Raw genomic sequence first — 18,709 nt, 5'->3', positions numbered from 1 at the left:
TCCGTTCAGATCACGCCGAGTTCACGGCCGACGCGCGCGAATGCATCGACCGCACGGTCGATCTGCTCGGGCGTGTGCGCGGCGCTCATCTGCGTGCGGATTCGCGCGCGGCCTTTCGGCACGACGGGGAACGAGAAGCCGATCACGTACACGCCTTCCTTCAGCAACGCGTCGGCCATCTTCGACGCGAGCTGCGCGTCGCCGAGCATCACCGGGATGATCGGATGTTCGCCGGGCACGAGCGTGAAGCCGAGCGCGCTCATTTTGCTGCGGAAGTGCGCACCGTTTTCGCGGACACGTGCGCGCAATTGCGCGCCTTCGTCGCTCGCGAGAAGTTCGAGCACTTTCAGCGACGCGGCGGCAATGCTCGGCGTCAACGTGTTCGAAAACAGATAGGGACGCGAGCGCTGGCGGAGCAATTCCACGATCTCTTTGCGCGCCGCGACATAACCGCCCGACGCACCGCCCAATGCTTTACCCAACGTGCCAGTGATGATGTCGACGCGCGACAGCACACCGCAATGTTCCGGCGTGCCGCGCCCGTGTTCGCCGACAAAACCCACCGCATGCGAGTCGTCGACCATGACCAGCGCGCCGTAGCGGTCGGCGAGATCGCAGATGCCGGCGAGGTCGGCGATGATGCCGTCCATCGAGAACACGCCGTCGGTCGCGATCAGTTTGAAGCGCGCGCCGGCGGCGTCCGCCTCTTTCAGTCTGGCTTCGAGATCGGCGAGGTCGTTGTTCTTGTAGCGAAAACGCTTCGCCTTCGAAAGCCGCACGCCGTCGATAATGCTCGCATGGTTCAACTCGTCGCTGATGATCGCGTCGTTGTCGTCGAGCAGGGTTTCGAACAGGCCGCCGTTCGCGTCGAAACAGCTTGAATAGAGGATGCAATCGTCGGTTTGAAGGAACGCGGCGAGTGCGTGCTCAAGCTGTTTGTGTACGGTTTGCGTGCCGCAGATAAAGCGCACCGACGCCATGCCGAAGCCGTCGTTGTCGAGGCCGCGCCTGGCGGCTTCGATCAGGCGGGCGTCGTCGGCGAGGCCCAGGTAATTGTTCGCGCAGAAGTTCAGCACGGCCGCGCCGTTGGCCAGGCGGATGTCGGCCGACTGCGGGCTGTCGATCACCCGCTCGTTCTTGTAGAACCCGTCGGCGCGGATCTGATCGAGGGTGCCGCGCAGGTGGGCGAGGTATTGGTCACGCATGAAGCAGACTCCTGATGAATGGGGGCGCCCGCATCTGCGTCGGCTTCAGCCTTAGCGGTAGCGGTAGCTTCGGCTTGAGTGCATTCGGCATGGGCGCGGAAGAAGCGGCCTGTTATAGTCGGCTGTCAGTTTTATCGGATTTTTTCGTTTTTCCGAACTAAAATCCGGTATATCGAACAACTCTAAACGATGGATCAGGAAATGGCAAGTTCGGGAATTCGCCGCACTGCGGGCAGTGCGGCGGCCACCTCAGGCACAGCGTCGGTCCCGGCGACTGCTGCACCGCCGCGCGTCGGCGAGCAGATTCAGCGTTTGCGCGCCGAACGGCGGATGACGCTCGACGATCTGTCGCGCGCGGCCGGCGTGTCGAAATCGATGCTGTCGGAGATCGAGCGCGACAAGGCCAATCCGACCATTGCGGTCGCGTGGCGGTTGACCAATGCGCTCGGCGTCAGCCTCGATTCGCTGTTTGCGCCGCCCAAAGCGCCGGAGGCCATTGCCGTTTCGGGTCCGCATGACATTCCCACGTTGAGCGGGCACGACGCCAGATATCAGTTGCGTGTGTGGGGGCCTATTGAGCTGGCCGGCAAATTCGAGTGGTACGAGTTGACGCTGCAAGCGGGTGGCGCGTTGGTGTCGAACGCGCACGAGCCGGGTACGCGTGAGCATTTGACGGTGCTGAATGGATCGATTGAAATCGAAGCGGCCGGCACGACCAGGCGGCTCAAGGCTGCGGACACGGCGCGCTATGTCGCCGACGAGCCGCACGCGATCCGCAATGTGGGAAAGGGCGAGGCGAAGGCGCTGCTAGTGGTGATCCACGGCTGAAGTCCTGGCGCACCGCTGCAGGAAGTTGCCGGGATTGGCCGTTTGGCCGAGGTTGCATCTAACACTGTATGTTTGTACAGTATTGGTTATCGACTGGAGCCGATAATGAACAACCTGATTTCCGACCCTACCGATCACGCTCTGGCCGCGCTGCGCTACCAAACCGCGGCGCGCGATCTCGAACGTATCGTGCGCAATATCGCTGCACGTTACATCGTTCAGCAGGTGCCGCTCACGTGGCGTTTGCTGCACGCTATCGAAGCCGAAGCTCTCGCAGACCTCGGTTTTGCCAGCCGGCACGACGCACTAATGCTGGGGCTGTTCCAGCGGCCGTCCGATCTGCCTTACCCGGAAACTGATGAAGGCGTGGATTTCGGCACGTCCACCGCGTTGCCGGCGGTGTTTGCGTTTGCTGTCAGCGCTTATGAAGAAGCCGCCCGCCGCGCCGCGCAGTCGACTTCGGCAAGCTCTGGCTTGAAACGCGCACGTCCCTGGGGCGGCTAAAGCGGCAGATGAAGGCTGTATTTTCATCGGTTGGCATCTACAATATGCGCAACTAACGGAAAGATAGCTTATGTCACCTCCTCACTTGTCGGACCCGGTTCCACGCCCTGCGCCTTCAACCGATCTCTTCGATCAGCAACGGGAAGACTGGCGTCGCGATCCGCAAATCGCTTTCGATGCCTGGCTCGCGAAGCAGCACTTCCGACGTTCATCGGCTGAGGTCTATCAGGCGCAGTGGGGGCTTTTTCTCGAATGGCTTGGCGCGCGCCAGAAGACTCTCGTCTCCGTCGATACCGCTGCTATCGCCGAATTCGTCGCCGGGCTGGAAATACGGAAACCACAGCGAGTACGCTATTTGCGGCTAATCGAGCGGGTTCTGGATCACGTGCGGGAAATCGAATCCGCTTCCACCAACCCGGCTCGTTTCATTGCTCAGGATGGCGAAGCAGCGTGGCGAAATGCACGCGACAACGAACCCACCGGTTTTCTCAACCATGCAGAACGAACCGCGTTGATCGCTCAACTGTTTGCGCCGTTGCCGGATTTGTCCGTCGCACAGCGCTGGAGAGAACGTCGCGATCGCGCGTTGATTGCAGTCTTTCTCGGGGGTGGTCTGAAGACGGGAGAGGCAGCTTCGCTTACGGTTAGTTGCGTGAGTGCGGGTTCGCCATGGGTGACGATCGAGGCAACCAACCCGATGTTGACGCGTCGCACACGGCTCGCACCTTTTGCCGCGGCGATTCTCGACGCCTGGCTTGCTGAACGGCGTCTTTCGGAATTGGCGGGAAATCTGGTTTTCCCCGCCTCTCCGTCTGGACGTCCGATGCACAAAGCCACGATGCTGCGCGCGGTCGATGCGCTGGTCGAGTCCGCCGGAATTTCCGCATCCCGGAAATCGCGCGCCAGTCCGCAAACATTGCGAAACACCTTTGCTGCGGATCTTTTCGAGAGCGGAGTCGAAGCGGAACTGGTTGGGCAATGGTTGGGATTTGTGCAAGCGGTATCGGCGAATCGCCTGTATCGGGCGTGGCAAACATGGGCGGATCAGCAGGAATCGCCCACCGCCGACCAACCCGATCCGTCAGCCCCGCCTTTGCCCGCACCTAGACGCGACGGGCGTTTGACAAGAAAAGCGGGAGCTGGCGAGCCCTGAAAGTCCTCACCTTTCAGGTCCCGAATTTCCTCACCTTTGACGTTCGACGCGTCACCGAACCGCGTCGAACTCTCGCTCCGGACTTGCAATCGAATCGGCCGATAAAAACCGGCTGACCGCCGCCAGTCTTGATTCTCCGAGTCCAGACGAATGGTCGCATTCCGGACAGAGCAATTCAAACCGGTGATCGACCTGCGATAACTCCGGCTCACCTTCGTCACACTTTGGGCAACGGGGCGGCAGCGTGACGTGACCGTCCGCGGCAGTGCCGATCATGTTCAACTCGTCATTTGTCAGCCGACCCGCATCGACCAGCGAACAAAGCAGGCTCGCTATCGCCGGATCGATACCTTGCTGGCCGCGCAACACGGTAACCTCCTTGGTCAACGCATCCACTTCGTCTGATTGCTCGCGCAGTTGGGCGTCGAGTCGATCGCCGCGCGCCTTGGCGGCCGCGATTTGCTGAATAAACTCAAATTCCTTGCGACTCGCGTCGCGAACACCCGACTGATAAGTCGCGGCCATGCTGCGCAACGAGTCGAGTTCGACCAGCATTGGCTTAACGCGCCGCTCCGCTTCAGCAACCGCGTCCTTGATCTGCTGCGCATAGTGTTCGGTGCTTTGGCGCAATTCAACATGTAATGCGTCAATTCGATCGCGAAGTGTCGCATTTGTGATCTGTTCACTGTTCAGGCGCTGACTCAGTGCGTCATTTTCGCGTTCAAGTCGGCGAACTGTTGCCTGCAAGCTTTCCTGGTGAACATTGCCGTGCGTGGTGGCGCTAGACAGTTCGGCTTCGAGCACGCGCACCCGCTCCCAAGCCGCTTCTGCCCTTATTTCAGTGCGCCTGATCGCATCGTCGGAGGCTTCGCGGCGAATTTCCGCGTCTCTTGCCCGCTGATCCGCGATCCCAATTTGGGCGTGAATTTCTTCCCGTTCCCCCTCGAGACTCGCTCGGGCATGACCGACTGCTTCCTCGAACAGTGCACCTAGCAGTTCGCCCGCGCGATCCTCCAGCGCTTTTGGAATCGCCCCGGCGCCTACTTTGACGCGAGACACATTTCGAATGCGCTCCCAGAAATTATCGATGTCTTTTGGGATATCGCTCGCACTGCCAGTCTGAGTCAGGTCACGAACTGCAGCCATGGAGGGCCGAATGCCCAAGTCGAAGAAGAGTCTCTTGCACGCATGAAGGGACAGGTCCTGCCGTCGGACCCCTTGCGCTCTCATCGTTTCAAGCTCTTCGCGAATAGCTTGCCGTTCCTGGTCCAGATTCATATCTACCTCGATGTCGCTCGAATTGGATGAATCATAACAATTTACGTAGTATTCGCTACTTATTTGTTTGCGCTAGGTAGATTTGAACGAATTGCTGTGCTTTTAGGCTTCAGGTTAACTGATGAACCTGTCTTCGCTGTATTTTTCCGTGAAACAAAACGAAGAATAGCCAATAAGTTCTTGTAAAAAAAGAGTTTTTAAGGGTTTCTTCATGATCGCGCACTGTTTCACGGACGTTTCATGGAGGCTATGCGGTTGGGAGGTGTTATCCGGAGGGCTCGCGGGGTTGCGATTCTAGAGAGTAATAAAAGTAAACACCTTTGAACCCATGTTAAAAACGTTAACGCCACGGCAAAGCCTTACCTGGTGGGGGTTCTAGCCCGGTAAGGTGAAGCTTTGCGGGAGACGTGGTGAGGTCTTGCGGGATTCTGGAGTGATGAGGTTCGGGGGCCTCGGTGAGCAGGTCCGGGACAGAACGTGAGCGGGTTCAGGAGCCGGGGCCAACAAGGGGTTTGGCGAAAGGTGAGATTTTGCGGGACCTGACGGCCGTGAATCACCCGTTAACACGGAAAACTCGGACCTGAAGCTCGTAGGACCTACGGTGAGCGCTTTCGGGACCGGTTCGAACCGTGATTTTTAGCCCTATTCCGAGGCTGTAAACCTCATTGGTGAGTCAAGTCGGGAGAAAACGCGAACCGAAGGTGAGACTTTACGGGGCCGCAGCGCGTTTTTGCATCAATTTCAGGCAAGTGGACACCTTAGGTGAGCTTTTTCGGGAGTATGAATCTGGTCTGCGGCAAGTTTCGCCGACAGCATCGATCGGTGCCTGCGGTATGGAAATTGGAAAGGTGAGGAGATTCGGGAGATGTCGCTTCGTATACGTCGTGGTCGTTTGAATCGCCCGGTTTTTGGCTAAAGGTGAGGTTTTTCGGGAGGCTTTGAGACGGGTTTTAGCCGCACAGGTGAGGAAATGCAGGAGCAAAGCGGTCGACATGGGCCTGAAAAGCCCTGCAGATGGCGGTTGGTTAACTCCCAAGCTGCCGGTGTTGAATTCTATCGGTGAGGTTTTTCGGGAGGATGCAAGATAGTGACTTGGGGCGCGGGCTTTCGCCAAAATACGGTTTAAGGTGAGGAAATCCGGGGGCCGCTATCAGGAGTATTCATTTTTAGAATTGTTTAAGTGCATGAAATGATTGATTTATTTTGTCTTCGACATCATAGGTGAGCGTTTTCAGGAGCTGTCGCTGGAAGTGCAAATATTTAACGGTGGTGGTGAAAGGTGAGGCTTTTCAGGAGGATTTTTAGGTGCATTTTGGGGGCTGCTTTGCCGAAAGCCGCGTCTTTTCGGGAATCGGGTTGATGCAAAGGTGAGCTTTTTCGGGGATGTTTGACGCTGTAAACCTGACTTGTCCCTCGGAGTGGCGAGTGTTAACGAGTCATTTTGGCTTCGCCGTCGCGTAAAAATCGCCGTAGGTCGGTGTTGACGGGACTGCACGGGCGCAAGGCGGCCCCAAATTCCTTTGCTGCAGCCCTATAGTCCGTTTCCTGGCTCTCGACCGTAGGCGCGGCAATGGAGATGTCTACCGACAGGTGTTAACGGCGAGATCCCCCGCTTTTCGGCCGCGCTGCGTTAGGTGGTGTTCGGGAAATAGTGGGTCGCGAGGCGCTTGAGAGCGCAGGTTCCGGCATCGCTATACCCCGCCCCCCTCCCCTTCCGACCAAGTCGCCGTCCCATCCCGCGAAACCAGGTGTCGCCACAAAAAATCCTCAAAATTTTTTAAGGTGAGCATATTCGGGATCAAATTCCTCCCGATCGCGCGCGGCACTCAAAAGCCCAAAATTCGAAGCGCCGCGATCTGCAAGGATCGCCCGAACCTGGCGTAAACCGGTGAGGTGAGGGTTTTCGGGAGTTGCTCGAGGTGAGTCGCGCCTCGTAAACTCACTTCACCGGGAACGGTGAGATATACGCTATAGACGCGTATCACCACAGCCGGTATGCTCTCGCGAAATCCCTCTCCGACCAGACGTATGGCCACAAAGCGCGCGAAGAAGACAGATGTAGTCAGCCCGAGCTCGGCCGAATTGCGTAAGGCGGTCGAGGCGATCGCTATTCAGCCGAAAAGCGGGAAAATCACGCTGCTTACCCGCAAGCTGTTCAACGTGCTGCTCGCCGTCGCTCAGCAAGCGGATGAATCCGGCGACACTTATCGGGCTCTGCTGTCCGACATCGTGGCCAATTCCGCATTCGATTCCAACGACACGGCGCTCGTCAAGGAGCATCTGCGGCGCATGGTGTCGGTTCAGGTTGAGTGGAGTACGGGTACGTCCAGTCAGAAGCCTGGTCGCAAATGGGGTATTTCCACGCTGATTGCCGACGCGGAAATTCTTGAAGATCCCACCACCCGGCGTGTCTGGGTGGAATTTTCGTTTGCGCCGAAGATCAAGAAGAAGTTGCTCGATCCGGTTCAGTACGCTCGCCTGAGTCTTCAGTTCCAGAGTCAGTTGCGTAGCAGCGCGGGTTTGGCGCTCTACGAGATTTGCGTCCGCTATCTGACTAACCCAAGTCACCTGACGATGCGCGAGACGTGGGAATGGTGGCGCCCGATTCTGTCGGGCACGCCCGACACGGAAGCCGGCGACGAAGCGAAGCGCGAATACAAGTATTTCAAGCGTGATTACTTGCGCCCCGCGATCGCAGAAGTCAACGCGGTCACGAATATCTTTGTCGAGCTGATCGAGCATCGCGAAGGACGGCGTGTCGCCGAAATCCAGTTCCGTGTGACCGAACGCAAGCAGCCTATGCTCGCGCTCGACGAGCATCCCAATGTGTTCGACAGCACGCTGGTCGACCGGATGGTGAAGATCGGCATCCCGCTGAAAGAAGCGCAAACGCTGTATGCCGACAGCGAAGAAAACCGTATTCGCGCCGCTCTGCAGATGACAGAACAACGCATGCGCAGCACATCGTTGCCGCCGGTGCGTAGCGCGCCCGCGCTGTTCAAGGATGCGTTGAAGAAAGGTTATGCGCCGCCGGTCGAAGCGCTGCCTTCGGGGAATACACCCGGGAAGGCCTCGATCGCTGCACCGGCCGACGATCTCAAAGCCCGATTGCTCGGCGAATATTCGGCATATCGTCGCAAGGAAGCGTACGCGCTATACAACGAACAGGGCGATTCCGAACGGGAAGTCGCGCGGCAATCGTTCGAGGAAGATGAGTTGCCGGGGCTCGGCACACACATGCGTGACGACTGGCGTCGTCGTGGACTGGATTCGAAGATTGTCGAAACTGCATTTTTCGACTGGCTGGCCCGCAAGACCTGGGGTGAGCCGACCGATGGCGACCTGCTCGCCTTCACGCTGAGCCAATCGCGCGCAGCTTGATCATCTTGGGGTGGCGGCTCGAGTGACGAGCCGCCCTGCCCTGTCTTTGGTCTCGGCGGTAATTTCCGCCTTCTTACTTCAGCATCTTCTCAATCTGGCGAAGAATGTCATCGCGCTTCTCACGCGAGAGGCCCTTCAAACGTAGTTCGATTCGATCATCTCCGTATGATTTGAGATCCCCTACCGGTACGCCGTCGAGCTTGATTTCCATCCGCTGCGCGTAGCGTTGACGTCCCGCCGGTTTGACGCTTTCCTGAGCGCTCGCCCTTCCCTTCACGATGTCCGCGACTTGCCGCGTGCTCAGATCGTCGGAGAGGATTTTGTTGATCAGACGCAGAGTTGCATCGGCACCGCGGGCGGTGTGATATCGGCCTACCTGATACGCCATGTTCGAGCCGAATCTATCCGGTCGCGCGACCATCTCATGCATGACAGGTTCGGGCAGCTTTGCAATGGACAAGGCGACCGCGACGGTCGATTCGTCCAGCCCGAGATGTTCCGCCAGTTCCTTCTGACTCTGGAAATGCCGATCATCCAGGAAGCGCCTCCAGACGACTGCGTTGTCGAACACCGTCTGCGAATCGCGCTGGACATTGAGGTCGTAGCCGAGCTTGTAGCTCTGAATGCCGATAGGCAGATCGATGACGATCGCCTTCACCAACTCCTTGTTCGCCTCTTTCAGCGCGCGCACACGCCTGCCACCGTCACTGACGAAGTAGGTCCCGGGGTTCTCGTAGTCGGGAATAACGTGAATCGCCTGTTGCTGTCCCTGCTTCGCCAGATTGACAGCGAGCTCAGCAATGGACGACTTCAGATAGAAGTGCCGGGGATTGAAGGGGCTCGGCTTGATCGTCTTAAGCGGCAACTCGATGACCTGGCTCGGGCGATACCCGTGTTCAAGCCTCCACGCACGATATGCGGCCGATTCGTTTGCTGCGTCGCTCGTATCAGCTTCTGGCTCCGACTGCGGGACAACGGCTGCAACGGCGCGCCCTGCTACTTCGTTGCTCCTGGAGCCACTCTTAACCAGACCGTCGATTGCATTCAGACGATCGAGTGCTGTTCGCTTTTCACTGCTGGTCGTATCAGGACGTGCTTGAAAGCCTTTGGCAAATTGGGAGGGTTTCATTCAGGGTCCTTTATGCGCATAAATTTCACGGGAGCAGCGCGGCGATCTCGTTCGCGCATGCCCGGACTTCAAGTGCGGCCAACTTCGCGCCGCGGTCATTCATCTGGAGCACTGTTTGTCCTAGTGCCATAGCCTGCTTGTAGGCTTCGCGCGTTGGAATCTGGGTTTTGAGCAACGGGAAACCAAGCTCTTCCAGCGCGCGCTTCAGTTCACGCGTCAGCATCCGCTTTTCTTCGGTTTTATTGAGCAGGAAGACGGCGCGCAGGTCCTCGTTCATGACCTGAGCTTGCTGGACGAGCTTGACCAAACCAATGCTCGACCAGTAGTCGGCGGGTGAAGACGATGTGGGAATCACAGCGACGCTCGCGGCGAGAAGAACCACGCCGGATACTTTCTCTGTGATGGAGGGAGGGCAATCGACCACGATGATGTCGTAGTCGGCCACAAACTTCTTGATCTCGCGGTGAATCTGGCTGCCCGCTTCAGAGAGATTGATGACCGGAAAGGGAATGCCGGTATCGCCGTCTGATGAAGCACTGGCCCAGTGAATCAGGGTGTTCTGTCCGTCCGCGTCGACAACCAGGACGCGCTTGCCTTTCTCATGAAACGCAGCGCCGAGGTGCATCGCGATTGTGCTCTTCCCGACCCCACCCTTCTGCTGAGTTACCGCGATGATTTCTGCTGCCAATATTCACCTCCTCTTTTTAGACGCAAATGGATTTTACCTGGATGGATTTCCATTTCAATTGTTTTTGTGTAAACAAAAGAAGAATTAGCCGTTCGGGTTAGGTTTATGCGCATAAAGAGGTGGATGCATGCGCGGACAGAGAGGGGGGCGCGAATGCATGCATCTATGGCGAGAAAGTCTGTGCTATCGGCAACCGAAGATTGGTGAGTTGGAGAGCCTGCTCTTAGGGCCGGGGGTGTGCCGGGCACTGGGCTTGGAAGGTGTCGTCATGATTGTTTGATCGATGCGGCTACTTCGATTAAGCGCTAGGTCCGATTCAATAACACTCGCGGTGTGCCTGTAGTTTTCGCGGGCGGACGTAGATGGCGCGCATGGACTTTATGCGCATAAAGTCCATCGCGTGAATGGGCGATGCGCACCCCAATAGGGTGGAAAGTCATCTGCTAGATGACGGTGACCAATTGGTTAGTGTGCTACAGGCGGCTATGGCGCCTACCGCCGACCTATTCGTGATCCTCTGGGCGGCGCATTTCATGAAGCATGAAACGCATGGATATGCCGATTATGTGGAAGAAACCTACCGGAACAACAAAGCAGCGGCCGTCGACTGCTGCGTGTGTCGCCAGAGCGCCTTGCTCTATGGCCGCGATGGCGGCCGCCGAAGTTCAGAACCGGATGCTCGCGGTCAACACGACACTGATCGAGGGTGCGATAGCCGCTGAGATAATCTCGCATCTGGACTACTAAGACGTAGCCCAAGCCATTGGCCTAGGCGAATGAGTGCAACGGCGTTAGCGTAAAACTGGCCGTCATCGAGCGCAGCCGACTCAGAGTCGATCTACCAAGCAATTACGGGGGCAGTTGAGCCCGTCCCGACTCCAAAACACGAGCGGCTTTTTAGCCGCGTCGACAGACCGCCAGCGTAGGACATCGGCGCTTACGCACTTTATGCGCATAAAGCCCCCCTCCTCCGTCACCCCCTCCCCTCCACCAGCTAGAATCCATCCAAAATCCGGACCACCCCTACATCACTCCATCCACGCCCATGATCACCATCTATCACAACCCACGCTGTTCCAAATCGCGAGCCACCTGCGAGCTAATCACCAGCACTTACAACCTCGCCAATGAAGCAACGGAAGTCGTCGAGTATCTGAAGCATCCGCTTTCCGTCGCGCAACTCAAGCAGATCCAAGCACAACTGGGCTGTACCGTCCGCGACATCCTTCGAGACACTGAAGCCGAATACAAAGAGCTTCAGCTGTCCGACGCATCCCTGACCGACTCCCAGCTATACGAAGCAATCGCCAGACACCCCATCCTTCTACAGAGACCTATCGTCGTTCGGAATGGGCGAGCCGTGATCGGCCGGCCGCCGGAAAACGTCGCGGCGCTATTTGAGTGACGAGTGTTTGCCGACAAGAAAGCCTTTTCGCCGAATACGAATCACAATGCGCGTTATGCGCCCGCTCCGCCCTCCGACTCAAAGGCGCACGTTAAGCCTTAGCCGGCAGCGCCGCATCCTTCGTGACGATCTTCGTCGGGATGATGCGAAGATCGCTGAACGTGTCCGCAATCCGCTGCTGCTCGGCAAGCACTTCCCCGTCGACGGGCTTATAGATATGCGCGTAATGCCGCAAGCCCGCTTCGATCACGCTAGCGTCGAGTCCCTGAATGGGTGCGAGTTGTGCTGCTGCTTCGCCGTAGTGCGCCCGCACCCACGCTCCCTCCTTGCTGACTTCATCCATCGTGATTGCGAGCACGTCGCCGTTTTGCTGCGCAAACGGTCGCGCGCTCAGGAAGAACTGGTGATGGCTCACAATCCCTTCCGCGTCGGCGAGTAAGCGCGCATTCGACTGACGCTTCGCGGCTTCAAGGAACGGATCCCAAACCGCCCATGCATCGATCGCACCGCGCTCAAAGGCCGCGCGCGCGTCAGCGGGTGCAAGGAAGACAGGCTGAATCTCGCTGTACTTCACCCCGCTCTTCTGGAGCGCCGCAACCAGAAACCAGTGCACGTCCGAGCCCTTGTTCAGGGCGATTTTTTTGCCCTTCAGATCGGCGAGCGTTCTGATCGACGAATCCGGGTGCACGAGGATGCCTTCGGCGTGCGGCGTCGGAATTTCATAGGCGGTGTAGACGAAGTTGGCGCCCGCCGCCTGCGCGAACACCGGCGGCGCCTCGCCGACATAGCCGAAATCGATCGCACCGACATTCAGCCCTTCAAGCAATTGCGGCCCGGCGGGGAATTCGGTCCATTTGACGGTAATGCCTTGCGAGGCAAGTCGCTTTTCAAGCGTGCCATGCGACTTGAGCAACACGAGCGTGCTGGCTGCTTTCTGATAGCCGATACGAAATTCCTTTGCGTGTGTATCGGCGGCAAAAGCGGATGAGAACACGCCGGGCAAGGTGGCTGCGGCCAGCGACGCACCCACGCCAGCGAGAAACGCGCGGCGCGTAAGCAGCGGATGACGGGACATAAAAGTGCTCGTTTAAAAGACGGACGCAAAACGGACCGATTGGCTCCGACGATAATTCGTCTGCAAGCCTGGACGAACCGATAAATTCGCATAAGCAAATCACTCGCGAGCCACGCGCCAACTGCTATGACGCGCGCCCCACCTCCGCTGCATCAAGCCGAGCCGCCGCCGCTACAATTCGTCATCCGCGCGTGGCCGCGGCTGCGTTAATCAACAAAGGGACATCGTGCATCTAACGACAACACTCGCGCCGTGGTCATCCCACGACACTCAATTGATCTTGTCGTGCGTACTCGGACTCGCACTGATCATCATCGCTATCAGCGTTCTAAAACTTGCACCGTTTCTATCGATTCTTGTCGGCACGTTCGCGGCGGGCTTTGCGGCCGGCCTGCCGCTCGAAGCCGTCGCCAGCGCCTTCAGCAAAGGTGCAGGCTCGTTGCTGGGCGATGTCGGCATCATCATTGCGCTGGGGGCGATGCTCGGTGCGTTGATGGCCGAATCGGGCGCCGCCGACCGGCTTGTGTCGACTATCCTCGAGCACTCCACGCCGCGCACGCTGCCGTGGATGATGGCGCTGGTCGCGCTGATCATCGGCATGCCGCTCTTTTTCGAAGTTGGTCTGGTGATGATGGTGCCGATCATCTTCGTGATGGCGCGTCGCTCGCAGCAGCCGATTCTTCGCATTGCGATTCCGGCTCTGGCCGGCATGACGACCCTGCACGCATTGTTGCCGCCGCATCCGGGTCCGTTGATCGCGGTGAGCGCGCTGCATGCCGACCTCGGGCTGACGCTCGGCCTTGGTGTGATCGTCGCGATTCCGGCCGTGATTCTTGCGGGGCCGCTGTATGGGATGTGGCTGTCAAAACGGATGCACGTCGCCGAGCCGGAGGAAATGGGTAAGCTTTTTTCCGCGCAGCAAGACACTGGCGAACCGCCGAGCTTCGCCATCTCGCTGATTACGATCCTGTTGCCCGTCGTACTGATGCTGGGCCGCACGGTCGCCAAACTGCTTCTTCAGCCGGAGACCTTCCTGTTCGACGCGCTGAATTTCCTCGGCGAGCCGTTGATCGCGCTTGGCCTCACCGTGCTGTTCGCCGTGGTGGCGCTCGGCTGGTCGCGCGGAATGGCACGCGAACGCGTCGGCGGCATTCTGCGCAAAAGCTTGCCGCCGATCGCCGCGCTGCTGCTGACCATCGGCGCGGGCGGCGGCTTGAAGCAGGCGCTCGTCGTCGCGGGCATCAGCACGACGATTGGCAAGATCGCGGTCGGCGCGCACATGCCGCTGATTTTGCTCGCCTGGTTGATCGCGGTCGCGTTGCGCCAGGCCACCGGTTCGGCGACGGTCGCCACGACGACAACCGCGGGCATAGTCGCCCCCGTCGTCGCGGGTCTTAGCGCGACGCACAATTCGTTGATGGCGCTCGCCATCGGCGCGGGTTCGGTGTTCTTCTGCCACGTGAACGACGCCGGTTTCTGGATGGTGCGCGAGTACTTCGGGCTGCAATTGAAGCAGACGGTATTGGTCTGGTCGGTGCTTCAGACCATTGTCTCTGTCGTGGGTCTCGCGCTGACGCTCGTGTTATGGGGCGTGTTGACCTGATTGCGGAAGTCTCGCAATTGATCCGGGAAAAATTAAAACTTCGGCCGGGGTTTTAGTTCTTTTTCCGGATTGCGTGGCCTCCGGTGCAGCGCTAAACGTGACCGACGTTGGCAGGATTTGCCGCCTCGCTGTCTATTTCAAGCCGTCCTCGCCGCTTACACTGGCTCGCAAGTGAGGTGCCTTCCGCACTTCGAGTCAAATACGGAAATCGTCGCCATGCTTGAACTCAGACCCTCTTGCGAAGGATGCGGCAAGTCACTGCCGCCGAATGCGTCCGACGCCATGATTTGCACGTACGAATGTACATTCTGCGAGGTATGCGCACTGGGTACGCTGCGCAATGTGTGTCCGAATTGTGGCGGCAATTTTCAGCATCGGCCGATCCGCACGCGCGCGCAGCTTGAGAAGCACCCGGCTCGTGCGGAGCCACATCCCATTTCCATTGATGAAGAGGCGCATGCGCGATTTTTTGAGCGTTATCGGGATACGCCGGCTGGTGAGCGTTAGCGGCTTGTCGAGATAAGCGTGAATATGGAGGGCTTGGTTACAGCCCCGCCCTGCCGTGGGACTTTACGACGTCGCTGTCTATTGCCCCACGGCAAACCTTAAGAAAAAGGTAGCGGCTATTTTCCTCTACTTCGAATGCACCCTTCCCTCCCGTGCGGGGACGCAAAGACCAGTACGACTGCACGTCCCCTCCTCGCCCGGCGAAATCAATTATTGCGAAATCTGAAATCAATAATTATTTGACCGTCCGGCAGACCTGTCCCGAAATGCAGAGGCAGCGATTCAGCCAGCCGCAAATGGCCGCTTCAATTAAGCCCCTGCCCTGCCTCGATTATTTCGAAAATTGAAAAAATGTCTTATCGACTTCGGTATTTGTCGGAGGACACTCAATCGCTATCCTTCGCTCAATCGATCGCACCAGATCGCGACACCCACGCTGAGGACTAGCACCATGAAACGTATTCTTTCCGCTTTGATCGCTTCCGTCGCCCTGTTTGCAGCAGCTTCGGGCGCAGCCCATGCCGCCGCTCCGGAGAAATGCAACGGCCCGGCGTCGTACTGCAACGTGTTTTTCGGCAACTAAAAAATCGGGAGACTTGATCGGATCGCCAGTGTGGTTCGAATCCGTTTCCGAAGATGATCGTCGATGTAAAAAGAAGGGCGCCGGAAGCTAACGGCGCCCTTTTTGCATTCCCCTCCAACAGCCGCCCCGGTCGTCCGTGCGGGAAATTTTTCACGTTGCTAACCGTGTTACAGTGGGTCGACAGCTTGCCCTCCTCCCGCCTGATTTTCCGCGGTCACTGACGCAAAACGTCGTCATCTCAACGCCTTGTATCGAACAGGGTTTCCCGTTTGCCCGTGTGACTCTGCGGCGTGTTATCGGTCGTGTCGAAGCGAATAGACCATGGTTGCGGAACGCGAGCCGCGTTATCCATACGCTGCCGTAGGCTGCATTGACGGCCAACGAGCCGCCTTGTCGGCAAATGTGCGACAAACGACTTTACTGGAGACGATCATTATGAATATCAGCATCACGTGCCATCAAGGTCTGGAAAGACCGACCGACGACCTGGCTTTAAGCCAGTCGCTCACCACGCCATGACGCAATCATCGATGGCAAATCACGGTTCCCGACGCTCTCAGCGCGCCGCGCTTCCTGTACTCACGGGGCGGGCCAATTATCAGGTGATGGCATCGTCACGAAGGACTTCGAGCGGTACGGTGCCGACATTGAAAGTGATTAGGCTCAGCGACGAACGGGTGATCTATCCGTTTCAAGGTCACGCCGATCTCCCCTTTTGCGAAGATGCCGACGCGGCGCAGGCCTACGCGGAGACGTACGGTTGGCAACTTGTCGATGGGGACATCGCAGTACCGGAGTAAGAGAGGCAATACGTGACGAGATGGCGCGCGATCAAACGCGATCTGGACGGCCGCAAAAAACACCCCGCGCGCGCCGCCCCACACCCGGGCGCGGCCGACGCTAGCGGAACAGCCCTAACCCCGTCCCGCCAGCAACAGCCTAGATCTTCCCTCCCCCATCGATCCCACTCCCTTTGCGCCACACATCCTTACCGCGCTCGGACAGCTCGCCGCTGCTATGCACCTTGTCCGCCTCGGTGCCGTCGACGGCCATATCGCCGCCCGGCTGCTCCTGTGCCGGCTGCTTTTGCTTCTTGCGGGCCGCGACCGCTTCATCATGCGATTTACCTGCATAGTTGAGACTCATAATCGGCTCCTCCAGAAGAGATCGATTCGCTTAACCGCAGACGCTGGCGTCGTCCAAGAAAACGACCCGCCGGATCGGTCATATTTTCCAGATCCGACAATCTTCGCCCAGTGCCTTTGCAGTTAAGCACTCATTTGCCTCAAATCGTCGTAGGCCGAAAGCATGCTTGATTGACAAGGCAAAAGTACCAGTTATCCACAAGGTTATTCAGTGAATCTGTGGATAACTTCGATGCGCTGCAAGTTATCCACCGACACCCCTCGACTCCTTCGAGGGACAGCGCTATCTAGCCGCTATTCCGTCGCCGTCCGCCAGGCTTTTGCCTATGATGGACAGTTCGTACCCTTCCCGCGCCTCGTGCGCCTCACGTCAAGGAAACGAATCATGGCTCATCACATTGCGGTTGTTGTCGGCAGTCTGCGTCGCGAGTCGTTTAACCGGCAATTGGCACAAGCGGTGATTTCGCTTGCCCCTGCCGACTTCACCTTCGAATTCATCGATATCGGTTCGTTGCCGCTTTACAGCCAGGACTACGATGCCGACTATCCCGAAGCGGGCAAGCAGCTGAAGCAACGGATCGAAGCCGCGGACGGCCTGCTGTTCGTCACCCCTGAATACAACCGCTCGATACCCGGCGTACTGAAGAACGCGCTCGACTGGGGTTCGCGGCCGTGGGGCACCAATTCGTGGGGCAACAAACCCGGCGCCGTACTCGGCACTTCCGTTGGTGCAACCGGCACGGCGCTGTCGCAACAGCATCTGCGGAATGTGCTGGCTTACCTCGACGTCGCGACTCTCGGCCAACCCGAAATGTTCATCAAACACGACGCAGCGGTGATCAACGAAAAAGGCGAAATTCTCAACGACGGCACACGCAAGTTTTTACAAACTTTCGTTGACCGCTACGTTGCATGGGTCAAACGGCACACGGCGGCTTAACCAGGCGAGCCACCCGGCGAAACTGGCAGCGGACGCCGTCCTACCGGCACCGCTGCCGTCACCGACCTGCATCAGACGTGGTGGTGATGTCCCGTCACCCGCTCCCACCCGTGACGCACAGCGAGCTTGAAGCGTTCCCACGTGCTGTCCGGCGACGTGCGTTCCCAATGATCGCGAGCTTCCGGCTCGATCTCATCCCACGGACGATCGCGAAAACGCGTGTCGGCGGCGATCTCCGCGCCGTAGCGATAAGCGGGCACGTAGTCTTCGTAACGCGCATTGTCCGCCGCGTATTGCTCGTCATAGTGCGAGCGGAAATCCTCTTCGTATTCCAGATATTCGTTCGGAATCTGGGCGCCAACCGCGCCCGCAGGTTGCGTCGTGTTCGGGACGACCTCGGACGGCTGCATTACCGCGCCCGAACCGGCGACCGAACCCGCAGCAATCGCGCTGCGCCCTGCGTCGCCCACTAGCGGATCGACGACTGGCTCATTCACCGGATCGATCAGCGGCCGTTCGGCGAGCGGCGGCGGCACGAAAGGCTCGGCGTCGGTGCTTCCCGGAGGCATGGCGTAGTACGGCTCCGCTGCCGACGCGGCCCGCGTTGTGTCCGTCGCGCTCACTCCTGGCCTCACTGCACTTGACGTTTGCGGAGTGGCCGCTGTGACAGCGCCAATTCCTAATTCGTCCAGCACTGAATGTTCACGGCGCGCTTCCGGCTGCGCTTCCCAGGTGGGCAGACGGTCGCCGATGTCGGTCGCGCCCAGCCGCGTCAGCGTGCTGCGCGCCAATTCCGCGTGCGATTCGCTGGTGGCATTCACGCAGACCAGCACCGCGCCGCGCCGCATCGCTTCGACATAGCGGGCAGTTTCGGGCGCGCGGGGGCCGCTCGCAAACAGACTGGCCAGGAAACGCTCGATGTTCGCCAGCATGCCCGCGCCGGCGACTTCGTCGGTGGCGGAAGCGACCGTGGGTTGCGGATTTGCCTGCAATTCGATGGATTCGCGGGCGAAGCCAGTTTGCACGAGCGTATCGCGGGCGCTTTCGGCCTGGGTGTAGGTGTCGAATAAACCAATCACGGTGTGTTGCATGGCTGTCTCCCGACGTAGTTGGGCGGAACGAACGACGCTGAAATACGCCGCCCTCCATGCTTTTTCCGCCGCAACGATCATGCCGGGGTGATCGCGAACAGCTGTGCGCCCTGCCCCGCCTGACTTCGGCGCACAGAGCGGACAAAAAAGTGCGGCGCAATGCGCCGCGCTTTTACACGCATCGGTAAATGACA

The 18,709-nt window shown here is 58.7% G+C and carries 18 protein-coding genes; 11 read left to right on the top strand and 7 right to left on the bottom strand.

The genetic code is table 11. From position 1 onward, the window contains the following. Positions 1-5 precede the first annotated feature (5 nt). On the bottom strand, positions 6-1,205 hold the full coding sequence (locus BLS41_RS29015; RefSeq protein WP_074770919.1) for a glycine C-acetyltransferase: 1,200 nt from the start codon (positions 1,203-1,205) through the stop codon (positions 6-8). Positions 1,206-1,394: 189 nt separating this feature from the next. On the opposite strand from BLS41_RS29015, the gene BLS41_RS29010 reads away from it, so the two are divergent. From BLS41_RS29010 to BLS41_RS29000, 3 genes are all read left to right on the top strand, one after another. Then, on the top strand, positions 1,395-2,033 hold the full coding sequence (locus BLS41_RS29010) for a helix-turn-helix domain-containing protein (RefSeq protein WP_074770918.1): 639 nt from the start codon (positions 1,395-1,397) through the stop codon (positions 2,031-2,033). A 105-nt stretch (positions 2,034-2,138) separates the two neighbouring features. Next, entirely contained in the window at positions 2,139-2,537 is a 399-nt protein-coding gene (locus BLS41_RS29005; protein WP_074770917.1) for a DUF2471 domain-containing protein, read from the top strand. A 70-nt stretch (positions 2,538-2,607) separates the two neighbouring features. Next, positions 2,608-3,690 carry a tyrosine-type recombinase/integrase gene (locus BLS41_RS29000; RefSeq protein WP_074770916.1) on the top strand — a complete coding sequence of 361 codons (1,083 nt, stop codon included), beginning with the start codon at positions 2,608-2,610 and terminating at the stop codon, positions 3,688-3,690. A gap of 51 nt (positions 3,691-3,741) precedes the next feature. Here BLS41_RS29000 and BLS41_RS28995 read toward each other — a convergent pair whose 3' ends face one another. Continuing rightward, positions 3,742-4,968: a DNA-binding protein gene (locus tag BLS41_RS28995; protein ID WP_074770915.1), complete on the bottom strand. Its 1,227-nt coding sequence runs from the start codon at positions 4,966-4,968 to the stop codon at positions 3,742-3,744. Between the two features lie 2,028 nt (positions 4,969-6,996). On the opposite strand from BLS41_RS28995, the gene BLS41_RS28990 reads away from it, so the two are divergent. Then, the gene (locus BLS41_RS28990; RefSeq protein WP_074770914.1) at positions 6,997-8,349 is read left to right on the top strand and encodes a replication initiation protein; all 1,353 of its coding nucleotides are present in this window, start codon (positions 6,997-6,999) and stop codon (positions 8,347-8,349) included. A 73-nt stretch (positions 8,350-8,422) separates the two neighbouring features. On the opposite strand, the gene BLS41_RS28985 is transcribed toward BLS41_RS28990, so the two are convergent. Together BLS41_RS28985 and parA are read right to left on the bottom strand one after the other, a co-directional pair. Next, on the bottom strand, positions 8,423-9,478 hold the full coding sequence (locus tag BLS41_RS28985; protein WP_074770913.1) for a ParB/RepB/Spo0J family partition protein: 1,056 nt from the start codon (positions 9,476-9,478) through the stop codon (positions 8,423-8,425). 25 nt (positions 9,479-9,503) lie between these two features. Beyond that, positions 9,504-10,166: a ParA family partition ATPase gene (gene parA, locus BLS41_RS28980; RefSeq protein ID WP_042326592.1), complete on the bottom strand. Its 663-nt coding sequence runs from the start codon at positions 10,164-10,166 to the stop codon at positions 9,504-9,506. Between the two features lie 549 nt (positions 10,167-10,715). Between parA and BLS41_RS28975 the strand changes: the two genes are divergently transcribed. Together BLS41_RS28975 and arsC are read left to right on the top strand one after the other, a co-directional pair. Next, positions 10,716-10,913, top strand: a complete 198-nt coding sequence (locus tag BLS41_RS28975) for a hypothetical protein (RefSeq protein WP_143026388.1) — start codon at positions 10,716-10,718, stop codon at positions 10,911-10,913. 298 nt (positions 10,914-11,211) lie between these two features. After that, on the top strand, positions 11,212-11,571 hold the full coding sequence (arsC, locus tag BLS41_RS28970; protein ID WP_074770911.1) for an arsenate reductase (glutaredoxin): 360 nt from the start codon (positions 11,212-11,214) through the stop codon (positions 11,569-11,571). A 91-nt stretch (positions 11,572-11,662) separates the two neighbouring features. Here arsC and BLS41_RS28965 read toward each other — a convergent pair whose 3' ends face one another. Next, complete coding sequence (locus tag BLS41_RS28965) at positions 11,663-12,646, bottom strand: sulfonate ABC transporter substrate-binding protein (protein WP_074770910.1); 984 nt, start codon at positions 12,644-12,646, stop codon at positions 11,663-11,665. Between the two features lie 226 nt (positions 12,647-12,872). Here BLS41_RS28965 and BLS41_RS28960 point away from each other — a divergent pair, with 226 nt between their 5' ends. From BLS41_RS28960 to BLS41_RS40150, 4 genes are all read left to right on the top strand, one after another. Further along, positions 12,873-14,249 (top strand): GntP family permease, encoded by a 1,377-nt coding sequence (locus tag BLS41_RS28960; RefSeq protein ID WP_074770909.1) that lies wholly within the window; start codon positions 12,873-12,875, stop codon positions 14,247-14,249. A gap of 216 nt (positions 14,250-14,465) precedes the next feature. Then, positions 14,466-14,756 carry a DUF1272 domain-containing protein gene (locus BLS41_RS28955; RefSeq protein ID WP_074770908.1) on the top strand — a complete coding sequence of 97 codons (291 nt, stop codon included), beginning with the start codon at positions 14,466-14,468 and terminating at the stop codon, positions 14,754-14,756. Positions 14,757-15,207: 451 nt separating this feature from the next. Further along, the gene (locus BLS41_RS40020) at positions 15,208-15,339 is read left to right on the top strand and encodes a hypothetical protein (protein WP_268960526.1); all 132 of its coding nucleotides are present in this window, start codon (positions 15,208-15,210) and stop codon (positions 15,337-15,339) included. 515 nt (positions 15,340-15,854) lie between these two features. Beyond that, positions 15,855-16,139, top strand: coding sequence for a DUF6723 family protein (locus BLS41_RS40150; protein WP_074770907.1), 285 nt, complete (start codon positions 15,855-15,857; stop codon positions 16,137-16,139). 139 nt (positions 16,140-16,278) lie between these two features. Here the strand turns inward: BLS41_RS40150 and BLS41_RS28945 are convergent, their stop codons facing one another. Then, positions 16,279-16,485: a hypothetical protein gene (locus BLS41_RS28945; protein WP_074770906.1), complete on the bottom strand. Its 207-nt coding sequence runs from the start codon at positions 16,483-16,485 to the stop codon at positions 16,279-16,281. Between the two features lie 384 nt (positions 16,486-16,869). Here BLS41_RS28945 and BLS41_RS28940 point away from each other — a divergent pair, with 384 nt between their 5' ends. Further along, a complete protein-coding gene (locus BLS41_RS28940) occupies positions 16,870-17,424 on the top strand; it encodes an NADPH-dependent FMN reductase (protein WP_074770905.1) in 555 nt (184 codons plus the stop codon). Positions 17,425-17,495: 71 nt separating this feature from the next. Here the strand turns inward: BLS41_RS28940 and BLS41_RS28935 are convergent, their stop codons facing one another. Beyond that, positions 17,496-18,515, bottom strand: a complete 1,020-nt coding sequence (locus BLS41_RS28935) for a hypothetical protein (RefSeq protein WP_074770904.1) — start codon at positions 18,513-18,515, stop codon at positions 17,496-17,498. Positions 18,516-18,709: the final 194 nt, after the last annotated feature.

This window comes from Paraburkholderia fungorum, from assembly GCF_900099835.1.
GTDB lineage: Bacteria > Pseudomonadota > Gammaproteobacteria > Burkholderiales > Burkholderiaceae > Paraburkholderia > Paraburkholderia fungorum_A.
The sequence above is the reverse complement of the archived record's forward strand: the minus strand, read 5'-3'. Positions and strand labels throughout refer to the sequence as shown.